The organism is Rathayibacter sp. AY2B5, assembly GCF_002931645.1.
Taxonomy (GTDB): domain Bacteria; phylum Actinomycetota; class Actinomycetes; order Actinomycetales; family Microbacteriaceae; genus Rathayibacter.
This window is the reverse complement of record NZ_PSUE01000006.1, coordinates 23,543-39,186: the sequence shown is the minus strand read 5'-3', so window position 1 is coordinate 39,186 and position 15,644 is coordinate 23,543. Positions and strand designations below refer to the sequence as shown.

Here is a 15,644-nt window from a genome sequence, read left to right as displayed (position 1 = left end):
CCGCGCGCGATGGTCCGGAGCCGTCGGAGGCGTTCGGTCAGCGTTCCCGAGGCCGGCGCCCGGGCGCGACGAGCGGCATCCCGAGCACGGTGCGGACGAGTCCGCCGCCGTCGCGGTCCTCGGCGATCACGCGGAGGCCGGTCTTCTCGGCGACGCGCCTCGAGGCGGCGTTGTCCGGGTGCACGAGCGCCACGAGTCGTCCCGCGAGGCGGTGGGCGAGCGCGAGGTCGCGGCAGGCCGCAGCCGCCTCGGTGGCGTAGCCGCGGCCGTGCAGACCGGCCCGCACGTGGTAGCCGACCTCGAGCTCGATCCCGCCGTCGACGCGCTGCCAGGTCAACCCGCAGTCGCCGACGAACTCGCCGTCGAGGGTCTCGATGATCCACAGCCCGAAGCCGTGCTCGCGGTAGTTGCGCCGGTTCCACTCGATCCAGGCGGCTGCCTGCTCGCGGTCCTTCGGCGCGGGGTAGTACCGCATCACGACCGGGTCGCCGAGCAGGTCCGCCATGTCGGGGAGGTCCTCGGCGGTCATCTCGCGGAAGCGCAGCCGGGCGGTGGCGGCGGGGATCATCGGGTCAGGCTGCTCGGCCTGCGACTGCGGAGACGGCGACCGGGACCGTCGTCGAGCGCTCGATCCATCCGGCCGCCGCCCCCGGCCCTACTTCTCCGCCTTGGCGGCGGCCTTCGCGGCCTGCTTGGTGGCGCGGACCTTCGTCAGCGACTCCGGAGAGACGATGTCGGCGACCGAGCGGAAGGCGCCCTCCTCTCCGTAGGCGCCCGCGGCCGAGCGCCAGCCCTCCCCCGAGAATCCGCGTTGCTTGCCGAGCAGGGCGAGGAAGATCCGCGCCTTCTGCTCGCCGAAGCCGGGCAGCGCCTTCAGACGCGCGAGGACCGTGCGGCCGTCGGGCTCGTCGCGCGTCCAGACCGCCGCGGCGTCGCCGTCCCAGTCGTCGACCAGAGCGCGGCAGAGGACCTGCACGCGCCCCGCCATGCTCGCCGGGTAGCGGTGGATCGCGGGCGGAGTCCGGCAGAGCTCCGAGAACGCGTCCTCGTCGAAGCCCGCGATCGACGCGGCGTCGAAGGAGGCCCCCTCCGCCTCGAGGCGCTCCTCGATCTTGCGGGGCCCGGAGAAGGCCGTCTCCATCGCGACCTGCTGGTCGAGGAGCATCCCGATCAGCAGCGCCAGCGGGTCGCGGCTGAGCAGCGCGTCGGCGTCGGGATCGTCGGTGATGTGCAGGGCGGAGTCGCGGGTCATCCTCCAGGGATACCACGGACGGCCCCGGCGGCGAGCGCGCGGACGGTCCGGTCGACGAGGTCCAGCGCCGCAGCGAGCTCGAGGTCGCCGACATGGCCGTAGCCGAGGACCAGCGCCTCGGTCGCGGCCCGTCCCGACAGGGCGTACTCGTGCAGAGTGGCGACGATCAGTCCCTCCCGGAGCAGCGCGGCCGCGACGGCGTGCGCGTCCAGAGGCGCGGGCAGGGAGAGGACGACGTGCAGACCCCCGTCGAGTCCGCTTGCGCGCCCCCACGGCACCGACTCCCCGAATGCGTGGACCAGCTCACGGCGGTGGGCGTAGCGCCGTCTCGAGCGCGTGAGATGCCTCCGGAACGCCCCGCTCGCCATGAACTGCGCGAGCGCCGCCTGCGTCGGACCCGAGGCGGAGGCGTCCTTCTCGTCGTCGAGGCCGGCCAGCGCCCCGCGGAGCCAGGACGCCGGCGGAACGGCCAGGTAGGCGATGCGGAGCCACGGCGAGACGGTCTTCGAGAACGACCCGACATGGGCGACTCCGCCGCCGGAGTCGAGCGAGGCGAGCGCGGGCAGCGGGGCGCCGACGTAGCGGAACTCGCTGTCGTAGTCGTCCTCCACCACGAGCAGGGGGCCGGCCGACGCGCGGCGCACCAGCTCCAGGCGCTCGGCGAGGGCGAGCCTGCCTCCGGTCGGGTACTGGTGCGACGGAGTCACGACGACCACGTCCGCGCCGGAGCTCGCGAGAGCGTCGAGGTCGATGCCGTCGCCGCGCACCGGGACGCCGACGACCTCGTGCCCGTCGGCGCGCAGGCGGCGCCGGACGGCCGGGTAGCCGGGGTCCTCGACGGCGACGCGCACCTCGCGTCCGAGCGAGGCCGAGGCGGCGCGGGCCAGGAGCGCGACGGCGCCCGCGGTGCCGCTGGTCACCACCACGTCCGACGCCTGCACGTCGACGCCGCGGGACCGGCGCAGCTGCTCGGCGATCTGCTCCCGCAGGGCCGGGTCCCCGGAACCCCGAGGAGGCGCCGAGGGCGGCGAGGCGAGCGCCAGGCGCCAGGCGGCCCGCCACTCCGGGGTGTCGAGGGCGCGGGTGTCCGGCCGGCCCGGCCTCAGGTCCGCCGCGGCGGGCGGGACGACGGTCTCCCGGGACTCCGGCCGCGGCTCCTGCGGCGCCGTCGCCAGCAGTCCGTCGGAGGCGACCGTCACCGCTGCGCGCGGGTGGGCGACGAGGTAGCCCTCCCCCACCAGCTGATCCACCGCGGCGACGACGGAGCCCCGCGAGACGCCGAGCCGCTCGGCGAGCACGCGGCTCGACGGGATCGGATCGCCCGCCCGGTAGCGCCCGTCCAGCACCGCCTGGCGCAGCGCCTCGGCGAGCCCGGCGCGGACCGAGCCGCGCGGCGACGGCCCGAGGAGGAGCGGGATCTCCAGATCGCCCGACGCCATCGACCGCTCCGCTCTGGACCACTCCGATCGCGGCCCAGTGGCATCCTGGCAGATCCAGTCGGCGCGGGACGATTCCGACATGGACAGCCTCCCCGTCACCGACCGCACCCGCTTCTCCCGTCTCCGCGACCGCCAGCGCACCGATCCCGCCGAGCTGCACGCCCTGCTCGACGAGGCGCTCGTCGCCCACGTCGCCGTCGTGCGGGACGGCGCCGCGATCGTGCTGCCGATCCTCTTCGCCCGCGACGGCGACTCCCTCCTGCTGCACGGGTCGAGCGGCGGAGGACTGCTGCGGGAGGCGGCGCGGCACTCGCTCCTCACCGCCTCGGTCACGCTGGTCGACGGACTGGTCGTCGCCCGCTCCACCTTCGACAGCTCGATGAACTACCGCTCGGCGATGGTGATCGGCCGGGCCGAGGCGCTGGAGGGCGAGGAGAAGGCGCGGGCCCTCGATCTGCTGGTGGCACGTCTCCTCCCGGGGCGCGACGAGGAGGTGCGAGCGAGCTCCGCCCGCGAGATCGCGGCCACGCTGGTGCTGCGCCTCCCCCTGGCCGAGGCGAGCCTGAAGGTGCGCGCGCACGGAGCCGGCGACGAGCCGGAGGCCGGGGTCTGGGCGGGCGTCGTGCCGCTGGTCACCCGCACGCTCGCGCCGGTGCCGGCGGAGGAGGGCGTCGCGGTCCCGGAGTCGGTCCGCCGCTTCAGCGCTGCGGTCGACGGCGCGGTGCTGCCCTGGCGCTGAGCGGACCGGCCGTCGCGGTGCGGTCCGCTACTTGGCGTCCTGACGGGGGAAGACGACCTTCTGCACGACGATGATCACCGAGGCCGCGACCGGGATCGCGACCAGGGCGCCGAGCACGCCCGCGATGGTGCCGCCCGCCACCGCCGCGATCACGACGACCGCACCGGGGACCGAGACGGCCTTGTTCATGATGCGGGGGCTGAGGAGGTACGCCTCGACCTGCATGTAGACGAGGTAGTAGATCGCAGCGACCAGCGCGGTCAGCGGCGAAGCCAGGAGGCAGGCGAGCGAGATGATCACGGCGCCCGAGAGCGTGCCGACCAGCGGGATCAGGGAGCCGAGGAACGCGACGCAGGCCAGCAGCGCCGGCACCGGGGCGCCGATCGAGAGCAGCAGGATGAACGTGAGCACGCCGTTCACGCCGGCGAGCGAGACCTGGCCGACCACGTAGCGGCCCACGGCGCCGGTGATCTCGTCGCCGACCTCGTGCGCCTTCGCGCGGTGCGAGGCGGGGGCGAAGCGGTAGGCGACGGCCTTCATCGAGCGCAGCGACGCGAGGAAGTACAGCGTCAGGATCAGCACGATGACGGCGCCGGTCACGCCGCTGGCGATCCCGGTCCCGACCGCGATCAGTCCGCCGCCGAGCGAGAGCAGGTTGTTGGGGTTGCCGATGAAGCTCTGGACGCTCTCGATCAGCTCGTCGATGTCGATCACGCCGCGCAGCTGCTGCTCGAGGTCGAGCACCCACTGCTGCGAGGCGATGTCGGTGACGATCTGCGGGGCGCTCGTGACGAACATCGTCAGCTGCTCGACCAGGATCGGGATGATGTAGACCAGCAGGCCGGCGAAGATCAGCACCACCGCGGCGAAGACCGCCGTGATCGCGAGCGGCCTCGGCAGGCGCTTGCTCTCGAGCCAGGAGACCAGCGGATCGAGGCCGAGCGCGAAGAACAGCGCCACGAAGATGTAGGTCAGCACCGTGCCCAGCTGCACGACGAGGCCGCCCAGGACGAGCGCCACCAGCACGCCGAGCGCGCCGAACAGGCCGATGCGGAAGGAGCGGATCGTGAAGACCGGCTTCTCCGGGTCGGCGGAGACCACGATGTCCGGCTCGACCGCGGGCTGGGCGGGTGCCGACCGGCGCCGGCGGGAGCGGGCGAAGGCGCGCGGGGTCATCATGGGACGAGCGTAGCGGGGCGCCGGGAGGCCGCCCGGCGACCGGCCCACCCTTGACGCGGCCGTTCGAGCGGTGCTCCCGCCCGCTCAGCCCTCCGGATCGTGGTCGTCGACCGCGCCGTCGCCCCGGTGCAGAGCGGCGTGCCGCTCCCACTCGGTGAGCAGGTGCTCGATCGCCTCGTGGAAGCGCCGCGTGGCCGCTCCGGGCGACGTGTCGCCGAAGTAGCGGTGCACCCAGCGCTCCAGCCGCTCGACCGACTCCGGATCGTGCTCGGCGCTGTCGATCCGCGCGATGATCGCGGAGGCGTCCTCGGCGTGCAGCCACTCCGCGTCGCCGAGGTAGCCGCTCTCGTCGACCTCGGCCTCGGCGCTGACGGGCCGGGTGACCAGCAGCGGGCGCCCCGTGGCCAGCCGGTCGTAGACCATCGCCGACACGTCGAGGATCGCGAGGTCGGCGGCGGCGAGCTGCCAGCCGAGCTCGGCACCGGTGTCGTGCACGTGACCGGCGCGCGGATCGGCCGCGTTGGCGGCGGCGATCATCGCGACGATCGCCCGGTCGGCCGCGGCGTAGTCGGAGTCGACCGCGCCGCTGCGGGGATGCGGGCGGTAGACGAGCCGGAACCGCGGGTCGGCCAGGAGCCCGCGCACGAGGGCCGTGCCGTGGCTCCGGATCGAGCCGTAGCCCGCGGCGGGGCGGTCGCCCTCCCAGGTCGGCGCGTAGAGCACCACGCGGCGCTCGTCGGGCGTGAACGGCACGGCGCCGGCGAAGTGGTCCGCCTGAGGACGGCCGATGGCGAGGGCGCGCCTGTCGAAGTCGTAGTCCCAGAGCACGCGGCGCAGCCGGGCGAGGGCGGCGTCCCCGGCGATCATGCTGTAGTCGTACGCCTTGAACTGGTTCGTCGTCATGTACATCTTGTCGCTCTCGCCGTGGTTGACGAAGACGTGCCAGCGGCGCCCGTAGCGCATCATCTGGAAGTTGCGGGCGTTCTGGTTGACGTAGAGCACGATCCGCAGCGGCTGGCTCGCGATGGTGCTCTCGAGGTCGGCGACGGAGCGGACGTAGGCGACCGGGACCGGGCTCTCGCGCAGCAGCACCTCCGCGGCGCCGGCGTTGCGGCTGAGCAGCACGACCGGGTGCGTCTCCGCCAGCTCGGCCAGCGGCCGGTACCACTGCCGCAGCTGGTACAGGTTGATGTCGCCGTCGGCGAAGTAGACGCCGATCTCGAACCGGCCCTCGGGCAGCGGCCCGCGCTCCGCGAGCAGCCGGGTCACCGCGTGGCGGGCCCGGCGAGCCGCGAGCAGCTCGCCGCCCACCTTGCGCGCGAGTCGCGCGTCGGTGCGGAGGCGGGCGATCAGGGCACGGGGAGCGGGAGTCATCCGCCCCAGGGTACCGGCGACGGCCCCCACGCCGGGGGCCTCGCACGGTCCGATCAGGCCGGGGTCACCCTCAGCCAGACGAACTGCAGCGGAGCGAGACGGAAGCCCTCGCGCAGGTCGACCGCGATCTCGGTGACCAGGTCGACCGCCTCCGCGGCGAACCCGACGAACCGCTCGGCCGCGACCTCCTGGACCTCGTCCGACACGTTCGCGAGCACGAGCACCGACTCCCCGTCGCCGGGGCGCTGGTAGCCGAGCACGTGGTCGTTGACCGGGTCGAAGACGCTCAGCTCGGTGCCCGCGAACATCGGAACGGCCTTGCGCACGGCGATGAGGTGCAGCAGCCCGCCGAAGACCTCGCTCGCGGCCGTCCCCGGGACCTCGCGCTCGTCGTAGCGCTCCGCGGGGCGGCGGGGACGGTTCACCCAGCGCGAGTCGCCGGCCGTCGTCGGGTCGTCGAGGTAGCCGTGGTCGTTGAGCTGGCCGACCTCGTCGCCGAGGTAGAGCAGCGGCAGCCCGCCGGTGCTCAGGGCGATCGAGTGCGCGAGCAGCACGCGGTCGATCCCGTAGGCGTCGCCCGCCTCCACTCCGGCGAGGGACGCGGTGGTGCCCGAGACGCGGCGGTCGCCGGTGCGCGGATTCTCCTGGAACGGCACTCCGCGGGCGAACGTGCCGTCGAACCGGTCCGTGTAGAAGTCGTTGAGGAACCGGCGGTGGCCGGCCGCGTCGATCCCGAGCTCGGCGGCGTCCTCGTCGGCGAAGGTCCAGCCGATGTCGTCGTGCCCGCGCACGTAGTTGACCCAGGCCGTGCCCTCGGGGAGGGCGTGCCGGCGCTCGAGGGCCTGCGAGAGGAGACGGACGTCGCGGGTGGCGAGCGCCTCCCAGGTGAGCGCCATCTGCAGCGGGTTGTACGAGAGCTGGCACTCCTCGACGTCGATGTACTCGATCACCTCGTCGGGGTGCACGATCGCCTCGGACTTGAACAGCAGCGCCGGAGCGGCCAGGCGGCAGACCTCGTTGAACGCGCGCAGCAGCAGGTGCGCCTGCGGCTGCGACTCGCAGGTGGTGCCGAGCTCCTTCCAGATGAACGCGACCGCGTCCATCCTCAGGGCGTCGATCCCCTGGTTGGCGAGGAAGAGCATCTCTCCCGCCATCGCCCGGAACACCTCGGGGTTGGAGTAGTTGAGGTCCCACTGGTAGCGGTGGAACGTGGCCCAGACCCAGCGCCCGTCCTCCAGCTGCACGAAGGAGCCGGGATGGTCGTCCGGGAAGATCTCGCGCGTCGTGCGCTCGAAGGCGTCGGGCTGCTCCCGGTCCGGGTAGATCCAGTAGTAGTCCTCGAAGCGCTGCTCGCCGGCGAGCGCGCGCTGCGCCCACTCGTGCTCGTTCGAGGTGTGGTTGAAGACGAAGTCGACCACGAGTGCGATGCCCTGCTCGCGCAGCTCGGAGGCCAGCCCGCGGAGCTGCTCCATGTCGCCGAGGTCCGGCCGCACGCGCCGGTAGCTCGAGACCGCGTAGCCCCCGTCCGACTCGCCCTCGGGCGCATCGAAGAGCGGCATCAGGTGCAGGTAGTTCAGGCCGATCTCGCGGAGGTACGGGATCTCGGCGCGCAGCCCCTCGAGGTCGCCCGCGTAGCGGTCGACGTAGCAGACCCCGCCCAGAGCCTTGTTCGAGAGGAACCAGGTCGGGTGCTGCTCGCGGGCGCGGTCGAGCGCGCGGAGCTCCTCGGGCCGCTCCTCCCAGGAGGCGGCGGCGAGCTCGACGATCGCGACCAGCTGGTCCTCGAGGTCGTCGCGGCCGGCGTACACCGTGGCGAGCAGATCGACCAGGCGCGGGAGGTGCTCGTCGAGGCGGCCGGAGAACTCGTCGTCGACGGCGCCGAGGCGCTCGCGGACCGCCGTCAGGAGGTCCGGTCCGGCAGGGGTCGCCTCCGCCTCGGCGCGCTCGGGCGGGGAGAGCTGGGTCGAATCGAACACCGTCGTCCTTTCGGGGGCCCCGGCGGGGGCGGATTCCCCGATGCTAGACGATCGGCGGACGCCCGGCGAACGCCATCCGGAGCACCGTGCGGGCCGAGAGGACGCGCCGGCCGCCCGGATCCGAGCGCCATCCCTCCCGCCAGCCGGCGAACCAGGCGCGCAGGGCGGCCGGGTCGCGACGCCAGCGGAGGCACTGGATCGCGGTCCAGGACCCCACGTAGACGAGCGCCAGAGGTGCGGCGAGGTTGCGGCGGGCGAGCCAGACGCGGTTGCGCGCGTTCAGCCGGTAGTAGTCGGCGTGCCGGGTCGGCTGGATGACCGGGTGCTGGGCGACGAGCTCTCCCGCGTACCAGGCGGTGCGACCCGTGTCCCAGACCCGCCAGGCCAGCTCGATGCCCTCGTGGGCGTAGAAGAACGGAGCCGCCCAGCCGCCCGTCCGGGCGAACACATCGCGCCGCAGCACGACCGCTCCCTCCCAGACCGAGAAGACGGGGCCGGAGCGGCGGGGGTCGCCCTTGAGGATCCGCGGGATCCAGCGCCTTGGGCTCGGCGTGCCGTCCGTGCTGTCGACGCGGGGCTGCACCAGGCCGATGCGGCGGTTCGAGGCGAGCAGCGCGATCGCGTCGACGAGGAAGCGGGGAGACGGGATCCGGGCGTCGTCGTCGAGGAAGAAGAGGTACTCCCCCGCGACGGCGTCGACTCCGGCGTTCCGGCCCGCGGGGATGCCGAGGTTCTCGGGCAGCGCCAGGGCGCGCACTCCCTCGGGCAGGCCGTCGGGCTCCCAGCCGTTGCCGACGCAGACGACGTCCAGCTCGACGCCCTCCTGCGCGAGGACGCCGGCCAGCCCCGCGGCGAGGTCGTCGGGCCGGGTCCCCTGCGTCAGGACGACGACGCCGACCCGCGGCTCAGGAGCGGACACGCTTGGACGCCATGATCGCGACGAAGTGGCCGACCAGGGCGAGGAGGGCGAGCGGCAGCAGCGCCCCGACGAGGACCCGGTCGGCCGTGCCCGCTCCGACGACGAGGCCCACGAGGGCGGTCGCGAAGGCCAGCATCGTCAGCTCGACGGAGTGGTAGAGGCGGTGGAAGGGCAGGAAGCGGGCCGCGCGGCGAAGCCTCGCCAGCCCGGACGAGGACGGCGCAGCCTCACCCTTCGTGTCCGCCAGCTTCGTGAGACCGGCGTTCGCACGCGCCACGTGCACCATGTCGTTGAGCGCCTTGTTGAGGACGATCACCAGGGCCAGGGCGAAGCCGATCGTGGTCCAGAGGAAGTCCGCCGGCGCCTCGAACGGGACGCCCGCCGCCCGCAGCCCGAGCGCGATCGGGATCAGCGCCTCGGTCGTGTAGTGCCCGACCTTGTCGAGGAACACGCCCGCCGGCGAGGACGTGCGGCGCCAGCGCGCGACCTCGCCGTCGCAGCAGTCCACCAGCATCTGCAGCTGGCCGAGGAGCAGCGCCAGCGCCGCTCCGGCGATCCCCGGGATCAGGAGGGCTGCCGCCGCGCTCCAGCCGACCAGGATCATCAGCCCGGTGACGCCGTTCGCCGAGATCGAGGTCTTCAGCAGCAGCCAGGTCAGGTAGGGCGAGAAGCGGCGCAGGTAGAGCGACGCCGTCCAGTGCTCGGCGTTGCGGCGCCCGCGCACCTCCGGGGGCTGCGCGACGGCGCGCAGCTCGGCGATGGAGCGGGGTCTCGTCGTCGTGGTCATGCGCCCCTCGGCGAGTCGGACCGCGGCTGGTGGCGGTGGGCGGAGATGTTGCTGGTCAGCCCGGCGAAGCCGAGCACGAAGCCGGTCCCCCAGGCCACGTGGACCGCCGGGATGACCACGGCGAACCACAGCATCGCACGCGCGCCGTCCGGCCGCGCGACCACGAGAGTGGCCGCCGCCACCAGGAGGAGGTAGGCGGCGGGCACCGCGAACCCGAGCAGGAGCCAGGGCGCGGCTCCGGCGAGCGCCTGGACGACTCCCGCCAGCCCGACGAGCAGCCCGATGGCGAGCATGGCGACGAGCACGGGCGGAGCGAAGTAGCGCAGCGACCGCGAGGCCGGGAACATCCGGGTGAGCTCGCCGCGCCACATCCCGGTCGAGAGGAACTGCCGGAGCAGCGCGCGCATCGAGGGCCGCGGCCGGTAGGTGACGGTGAGGCGCGGAGTGAACCAGACGACCTCGCCGCGCTCGCGCAGCCGCCGGTTCAGCTCCCAGTCCTGCCCGCGCTTGAAGCGCTCGTCGAACAGGCCGGCGCGCTCGAGGGCGGAGCGGCGGAAGACGCCGAGGTACACCGTGTCGGCCGGGCCCTCCTCGCCTCCCACGTGGTGGGGCGTGCCGCCCAGGCCGATGCGGGAGCCGTACGCCCGGGCGACCGCGCGCTGGAACGGGGTGAGGCCCTCCGCCGCCATCACTCCGCCGACGTTCGCCGCTCCGGAGCGCTGCAGCGCCTCGACCGCCGTGCGCGCGTACTCGGGCGGCAGGACGGAGTGCGCGTCGACCCGGACGACGACCGGGTGGCGCGAGGCGCGGATCGCGGCGTTGAGGCCCGCAGGAGTGGAGCCGACCTCGTTCGGCACGACCCGGATCCGCGGATCGGCCGCGCTCAGCTCGGCGACGAGCTCCTCCGTGCCGTCGATGCTCGGGGCGACGGCGAGGACGACGTCGAAGGGGCCGGTGTAGTCCTGGTGCAGCAGCGAGTCGACCGCGGCGCGCACGTGGGCGACCTCGTTGAGGACGGGCATGACGTAGGAGACGCCGGGCAGGTCGGAGAGGTCGTCTTCCGGGATCTCGTGCTGCATGGGTCCAGTTCGTGCGGGAGGAGCGCGGGCGCAGGGATCCACCACCCTACCAGCGGGGAGCGCCGCGCCCCGGGCCGGGCCCGGACGCGGAACAGCCCCCCGGGGACGGATCCTCGAGGGGCTGTGCGCGGTGGCGGAGCACAGCCCCCCCGGGGACGGATCCTCGAGGGGCTGTGCGCGGCGGCGGAGGGTCAGCCGGCGGCCATCTGGCCGAGCGTCGCCTTCGCCTGGTAGCTCTGGCCGTTGCGGACGTAGGTCAGCTCGACCGCGGCGTTCGCGGCCTGCGCGCGGACCTGCGCGGTGAGGTCGGACGCGCTCGTGATCGGAGTGCTGTCGATCGCGGTGATGATGTCGCCCTTGGCGAGACCGGCCGCCTGCGCGGCACCGCCTCCGGAGACCTCCTCGATGCGGGCGCCGAGGACGTCCGCGGTCGAGTCGGAGACGCTCGCGCCGAGCAGGCCGTGCGAGGCGGAGCCGTTCGCGATGATCTCCTTCGCGATGCGCTCGGCGATCGCGCTGGGGATCGCGAATCCGACTCCGATGTTGCCGGACTGGCCGCTCGAGGAGGACTGGCCGGCGCTCGCGATCGCGACGTTCACGCCGATCAGCTCGCCGTCGCTGTCGAGCAGCGCGCCGCCGGAGTTGCCCGGGTTGATCGCCGCGTCGGTCTGGATGACGGGCAGCGAGATGGTGCTCTTCGCCTGGGTCGGCGCCTGCTGGCCCGGGATGTCGAAGTTGAACGGGCTCTCGGTGCCGCCGCTCGAGCTGTCGCCCGAGTCGTCCGGAGCCGCCGAGGAGGCGACCTGGATGCTGCGGTTGAGCGCGCTGACGATGCCGTCGGTCACGGTGCCGGAGAGGCCGAGCGGGGCGCCGATGGCGACCGCCGTGTCGCCGACGTTGATCTTGGTGGAGTCCGCGAACGTCATCGGGCTGAGGTCGGTCGCGCCGGTCAGCTTGATGACGGCGAGGTCGAGGGTCGGGTCGGTGCCGATGACGGTCGCGTCGAAGATCCGGCCGTCGCTGGTCGTGACCGAGACGGTGCCGTTCGCGATCTCGCCGTCGAGGGTGACCACGTGGGTGTTGGTCAGGACGTAGCCGTCCTTCGAGAGCACGATGCCGGAGCCGGTGCCGGCGGACGAGCTGCCGCTCACCGCGATGGTGACGACGCTCGGAGTGGCCTTGGCGGCGACCGCGGTGGCGGTCGTCGCGTCCTCGGCGTTGTTGACCGTGATCGTCTGCGAGCCGCCGGCGGAGACCACGCGGGTCCCGCCGCCGTTGGAGGCGGACCAGAGGCCGAACACGCCGGCTCCCGCGACTCCGCCCACGACCGCGCCGATGGCGAGCGCCGCGACGACGCCCACTCCGGCTCGGCGCTTCGTGGCGGTGGGGGCGGGGGTGTACTCGGCGCCCGGGCCGAAGGGGCTCGAGGAGGGCGGCTCCTCGGAGCCGTGCAGGGTGTTCGCGGCGGGCGGCGCGTACTGCCCGTAGCGGGCGGGCTGGGAGACGGGCTGCGCCTCGTTGCCGGCCGTCGCGTTCGGCGTGTACGGCGGCTGGGGGGCCGAGGAGGAGGGGTAGGGGACGGTCGGGTTCTCGCTCTCGCGGTGCGCTCCGCCCCGGTGGATCGGCTCGGTGGGCCCGGTGGTCGAGGACGACGCTCCGGAGCTCTCGCCGGGGGTGCGCTCGGTCGCCTCTCGGGCGCCGGACTCCGTCGGCGTGGTGGGTTCCTCCGGCTGACGAGGACCCTCGTGACTCTCGGTCATGGGTGCTGCTCCTTCCAAGCGGGGATAGCTTGGCGATCGTACCTGGGGGTTTCTTATGACGGGCCTGCGAGCGGGAAATGAAACCGGCCGGACTGCTCGAGCGGGCACACTGGGCACGTGAGCATTCCCGGATCCTGGTCGCGCGCCGCGGCGGGCGCCGGCCTCCTCGGCCCCGGTGGCGAGGTCGCCGCCACCGTCTTCAGCGAGATGAGCGCGCTCGCCCTGCGCACCGGAGCGGTGAACCTCGGCCAGGGCTTCCCGGACGAGGACGGCCCGCGCGAGATCCTCGACGCCGCGCGCGACGCCATCGCGTCCGGGCTCAACCAGTACCCGCCGGGTCCCGGCTTCCCCGTCCTGCGCGAGGCGATCGCCGCGCACCGGCTGCGCTTCTCCGGGATCTCCCTCGACCCCGACGGCGAGGTCCTCGTCACCACGGGCGCCACCGAGGCCCTGGCCGCGGCTCTGCTGGCCCTCCTCGAGCCGGGCGACGAGGTCGTCACCTTCACGCCCCACTACGACGCCTACGGAGCCCTGATCGCCCTCGCCGGAGGGGTGCATCGCACCGTGCTCCTGCGCGGCCCCTCCTTCGCGGTCGACCACGACGAGCTGACCGCCGCAGTGAGCGACCGCACGCGCGTCATCCTGGTGAACGACCCGCACAACCCGACCGGTGCCGTCCTCCCGGCCGAGACCCGCGAGCTGATCGTGCGGCTCGCCGAGCGGCACGACGCCGTGATCCTGACGGACGAGGTCTACGAGCACCTGCGCTTCGACACCCCGCACGTCCCGCTGGCCTCCCTTCCCGGAGCCTTCGAGCGGACGCTGTCCGTCTCCTCGGCGGGCAAGACCTTCAGCACCACGGGCTGGAAGATCGGCTGGGTGACGGGCCCGCGCGAGCTGATCACGGCCGTCCTCGCCGTGAAGCAGTTCCTCACCTACGTCAGCGGCTCGCCGTTCCAGGGGGCCGTCGCCCTCGGGCTCGGGCTCCCGGACGCCTTCTTCACCGGCGCGGCGCAGACTCTTGCGGCCAAGAAGGACCTGCTGTCGGCGGGCCTGGCTGCTGCGGGCTTCGGCGTCGCGCCCTCCTCGGGCGGCTACTTCGTCGTCGCGGACGCGGCACCGCTCGGCTACGACGACGGGGTCGAGCTCTGCCGGGCGCTCCCGGATCTCGCGGGAGTGGTGGCGGTGCCCGTGTCGGCGTTCTGCCGCCCCGAGGACGCCGCTCCCTACCGCTCGCTCGTCCGCTTCGCCTTCTGCAAGCGGTTCGAGGTGCTGGAGACCGCGGTCGCGGGCCTCGCCCGCATGGCGCGCTGAGGAGCCGGCCTCAGCGGATTCGGTCGGATGCCCGGCGCCGTCGGGCCGGGGGCGGCGGTCAGAGCGGCAGCACCCGGAAGCGCCGCAGCGCCAGAGCGGGGTTCTTCGCGCGCGCCGCGTCGATCCGCTCGCGCGAGACCCAGGCGACGGCGACATCCTCGACCTCGCCGAGGGTGACGGTCTCGACGCCCATCGGATCGACGATCATGCTCGTGCCGACCCCGATCGGCGGGGTCTGGTCGGCTGCGACGAGGTACACCGTGTTCTCGAGCGCGCGGGCGGTGACCAGCGTCCGCCAGTGCGCCTCCTTGAGCGGGCCGCGCACCCACTCGGCCGGTGCCGCGATGACGTCGACCCCGGCGTCGACCAGCCAGCGGCTGACCTCCGGGAAGCGCAGGTCGTAGCAGGTCTGCAGCCCGACGACGAGGCCGCCGACCTCGAACGTCTCGGGTGCGGCGATCTCCCCCGCGGCGACCCACTCCGACTCGGTCTGGCCGAAGGCGTCGTACAGGTGCAGCTTGCGGTAGCGGGCCACGAGCGCGCCCTCGGGGTCGAGCGCGACGAGCGTGTTCGCGATGCGGCGCCCGTCCACCGCCTCGACCATGCCCGCCACGAGGTGGATCCGGAGCTCGCGCGCGAGCGCCGCGAGAGCCGTGACGAACGGGCCGTCGAGCGCCTCGCCCGCCGCGACCAGCTCGGGCCCGAGCGGATCGGTGAAGGCGGAGCTGTACTCCGGCAGCACCACCATGCTCGCGCCGCGCTCGGCGGCGATCCGGGCCAGGCGCCCGATCGTCGCGATGTTCGCCTCCCGGTCCGTCGAGGGGGCGAACTGCGCCACGGCCATGCCGACGGCGCCGGTCATCAGCTCGGCGGGTAGAGGAAGAGGGCGACCTGGGAGGCCGGGATGGTGCGCTTGTGGTACGCGTGGTCGTTGCCCCAGTTGTACTCCTCGAGCGAGACCGTGCCGTCGGAGTTGACGGCCTGCACGTAGGCGACGTGGTTGCCGGTGAACCAGGCGACCGCGCCGGGGACGGGCGTGCTGCTGGTCACCCAGCCGTGGGAGGCCCACTGGCCGGCCCACGCGTAGGCGCTGCCTCCGCCCGGGGTCATGTTGCCCCAGGTCCACTTGAAGGGTGCGCTCGTCGAGCCCTGGTCGCGGTTGATCCGCCACGCGACGAAGTCGACGCACTCGCGGTAGTAGTACCGCAGCGGCGAGAGGCCGCCGCCCTGGTCTTCGGTGAGCTGGTCGCGCCAGGGGTAGTCGTCGCCCTCCTCGCGGGGCGTGACCGAGGTGCTGGTGCCGCCGCTGCCCGCGGCGGCGCCGTCCGCGCCGGTCGTGCCTGCCGCGGCCTGCGCCTCCTGGGCGAGGCGGGCGGTCTCGGCGTCGCGGGCGGCCTGCTCGGCGGCGGCGAGCGCGCGCGCCTGGGCGGCCGCCTCGTCGAGCTGGGCCTGGGTCGGTGCGGTGAAGGAGTCGCGGATGACCTGCTCCTGGACCGCGGTCGGCGCGACGGTGAGCTTCTGGTTGCCGAGCGCCTGCACGCGGGCGGCGGCCTCGACGGCGGCCTGCGAATCGGGTGCCGGGTCGAAGGAGTAGGCGGGGAGCGCGGAGACCGCCACGAGGCCCGCGATGGCGGCGAGGGCGACCGTGCTGACGGTCGCGCGGAAGACACGGCCCCGGCGGCGCCGCACGGGGCGGACGGGCGTGAGGACCGGAGTGGCGACGCGTGCCGCGGGCAGCGCGTGCGGCGCCTGCCGCGGGCTCCGCCGGGTCGGGCGGTCGCCGAGCCCCTCGTCCGAGCCGTCGTCCCCGCGTTCGTCCCTCACAG

At 73.8% G+C, this 15,644-nt stretch carries 14 protein-coding genes; 2 read left to right on the top strand and 12 right to left on the bottom strand.

What is annotated here, in order from left to right; all coding sequences use genetic code 11:
• Nucleotides 1-37: 37 nt before the first annotated feature.
• The 3 genes from C5C30_RS05995 to C5C30_RS05985 all read right to left on the bottom strand — a co-directional run bounded on the left by C5C30_RS05995 (nt 38) and on the right by C5C30_RS05985 (nt 2,691).
• On the bottom strand, nt 38-568 hold the full coding sequence (locus tag C5C30_RS05995; RefSeq protein WP_104333359.1) for a GNAT family N-acetyltransferase: 531 nt from the start codon (nt 566-568) through the stop codon (nt 38-40).
• 87 nt (nt 569-655) lie between these two features.
• Nucleotides 656-1,252 carry an HhH-GPD-type base excision DNA repair protein gene (locus tag C5C30_RS05990; RefSeq protein WP_104223574.1) on the bottom strand — a complete coding sequence of 199 codons (597 nt, stop codon included), beginning with the start codon at nt 1,250-1,252 and terminating at the stop codon, nt 656-658.
• The gene (locus C5C30_RS05985) at nt 1,249-2,691 is read right to left on the bottom strand and encodes a PLP-dependent aminotransferase family protein (protein WP_181131470.1); all 1,443 of its coding nucleotides are present in this window, start codon (nt 2,689-2,691) and stop codon (nt 1,249-1,251) included. The genes C5C30_RS05990 and C5C30_RS05985 overlap by 4 nt, the downstream gene beginning before the upstream one ends.
• Nucleotides 2,692-2,770: 79 nt before the next feature.
• Between C5C30_RS05985 and C5C30_RS05980 the strand changes: the two genes are divergently transcribed.
• A complete protein-coding gene (locus tag C5C30_RS05980) occupies nt 2,771-3,430 on the top strand; it encodes a pyridoxamine 5'-phosphate oxidase family protein (protein WP_104333358.1) in 660 nt (219 codons plus the stop codon).
• Nucleotides 3,431-3,457: 27 nt separating this feature from the next.
• Here C5C30_RS05980 and C5C30_RS05975 read toward each other — a convergent pair whose 3' ends face one another.
• From C5C30_RS05975 to C5C30_RS05945, 7 genes are all read right to left on the bottom strand, one after another.
• Nucleotides 3,458-4,609: an AI-2E family transporter gene (locus C5C30_RS05975; protein WP_244229611.1), complete on the bottom strand. Its 1,152-nt coding sequence runs from the start codon at nt 4,607-4,609 to the stop codon at nt 3,458-3,460.
• 84 nt (nt 4,610-4,693) lie between these two features.
• Nucleotides 4,694-5,983: a hypothetical protein gene (locus tag C5C30_RS05970; protein ID WP_244229610.1), complete on the bottom strand. Its 1,290-nt coding sequence runs from the start codon at nt 5,981-5,983 to the stop codon at nt 4,694-4,696.
• 53 nt (nt 5,984-6,036) lie between these two features.
• Nucleotides 6,037-7,887 carry an amylosucrase gene (locus C5C30_RS05965; protein WP_104268763.1) on the bottom strand — a complete coding sequence of 617 codons (1,851 nt, stop codon included), beginning with the start codon at nt 7,885-7,887 and terminating at the stop codon, nt 6,037-6,039.
• Nucleotides 7,888-8,002: 115 nt separating this feature from the next.
• Complete coding sequence (locus tag C5C30_RS05960) at nt 8,003-8,878, bottom strand: glycosyltransferase family 2 protein (protein WP_104226957.1); 876 nt, start codon at nt 8,876-8,878, stop codon at nt 8,003-8,005.
• On the bottom strand, nt 8,865-9,665 hold the full coding sequence (locus C5C30_RS05955) for a CDP-alcohol phosphatidyltransferase family protein (RefSeq protein ID WP_104226956.1): 801 nt from the start codon (nt 9,663-9,665) through the stop codon (nt 8,865-8,867). Before C5C30_RS05955 ends, C5C30_RS05960 begins: the two co-directional genes overlap by 14 nt.
• The gene (locus C5C30_RS05950; RefSeq protein ID WP_181127337.1) at nt 9,662-10,744 is read right to left on the bottom strand and encodes a glycosyltransferase family 2 protein; all 1,083 of its coding nucleotides are present in this window, start codon (nt 10,742-10,744) and stop codon (nt 9,662-9,664) included. Before C5C30_RS05950 ends, C5C30_RS05955 begins: the two co-directional genes overlap by 4 nt.
• Nucleotides 10,745-10,935: 191 nt before the next feature.
• Nucleotides 10,936-12,504 carry a S1C family serine protease gene (locus tag C5C30_RS05945; protein WP_104333357.1) on the bottom strand — a complete coding sequence of 523 codons (1,569 nt, stop codon included), beginning with the start codon at nt 12,502-12,504 and terminating at the stop codon, nt 10,936-10,938.
• A gap of 117 nt (nt 12,505-12,621) precedes the next feature.
• On the opposite strand from C5C30_RS05945, the gene C5C30_RS05940 reads away from it, so the two are divergent.
• On the top strand, nt 12,622-13,818 hold the full coding sequence (locus C5C30_RS05940) for an aminotransferase class I/II-fold pyridoxal phosphate-dependent enzyme (RefSeq protein WP_104333356.1): 1,197 nt from the start codon (nt 12,622-12,624) through the stop codon (nt 13,816-13,818).
• A gap of 58 nt (nt 13,819-13,876) precedes the next feature.
• Here the strand turns inward: C5C30_RS05940 and C5C30_RS05935 are convergent, their stop codons facing one another.
• Both C5C30_RS05935 and C5C30_RS05930 read right to left on the bottom strand, forming a co-directional pair.
• Nucleotides 13,877-14,680 carry a carbon-nitrogen hydrolase family protein gene (locus C5C30_RS05935; protein ID WP_104262671.1) on the bottom strand — a complete coding sequence of 268 codons (804 nt, stop codon included), beginning with the start codon at nt 14,678-14,680 and terminating at the stop codon, nt 13,877-13,879.
• Nucleotides 14,680-15,642 carry a CHAP domain-containing protein gene (locus C5C30_RS05930; protein ID WP_181131468.1) on the bottom strand — a complete coding sequence of 321 codons (963 nt, stop codon included), beginning with the start codon at nt 15,640-15,642 and terminating at the stop codon, nt 14,680-14,682. Before C5C30_RS05930 ends, C5C30_RS05935 begins: the two co-directional genes overlap by 1 nt.
• Nucleotides 15,643-15,644 lie beyond the last annotated feature (2 nt).

Bases quoted from the DNA above. Each gene is read 5' to 3' on its own strand.
- C5C30_RS05970 (WP_244229610.1), bottom strand. From the start codon at position 5,983: ATGACTCCCGCTCCCCGTGCCCTGATCGCCCGCCTCCGCACCGACGCG.
- C5C30_RS05975 (WP_244229611.1), bottom strand. From the start codon at position 4,609: ATGATGACCCCGCGCGCCTTCGCCCGCTCCCGCCGGCGCCGGTCGGCA.
- C5C30_RS05980 (WP_104333358.1), top strand. From the start codon at position 2,771: ATGGACAGCCTCCCCGTCACCGACCGCACCCGCTTCTCCCGTCTCCGC.
- C5C30_RS05995 (WP_104333359.1), bottom strand. From the start codon at position 568: ATGATCCCCGCCGCCACCGCCCGGCTGCGCTTCCGCGAGATGACCGCC.
- C5C30_RS05950 (WP_181127337.1), bottom strand. From the start codon at position 10,744: ATGCAGCACGAGATCCCGGAAGACGACCTCTCCGACCTGCCCGGCGTC.
- C5C30_RS05945 (WP_104333357.1), bottom strand. From the start codon at position 12,504: ATGACCGAGAGTCACGAGGGTCCTCGTCAGCCGGAGGAACCCACCACG.
- C5C30_RS05955 (WP_104226956.1), bottom strand. From the start codon at position 9,665: ATGACCACGACGACGAGACCCCGCTCCATCGCCGAGCTGCGCGCCGTC.
- C5C30_RS05990 (WP_104223574.1), bottom strand. From the start codon at position 1,252: ATGACCCGCGACTCCGCCCTGCACATCACCGACGATCCCGACGCCGAC.
- C5C30_RS05935 (WP_104262671.1), bottom strand. From the start codon at position 14,680: ATGACCGGCGCCGTCGGCATGGCCGTGGCGCAGTTCGCCCCCTCGACG.
- C5C30_RS05985 (WP_181131470.1), bottom strand. From the start codon at position 2,691: ATGGCGTCGGGCGATCTGGAGATCCCGCTCCTCCTCGGGCCGTCGCCG.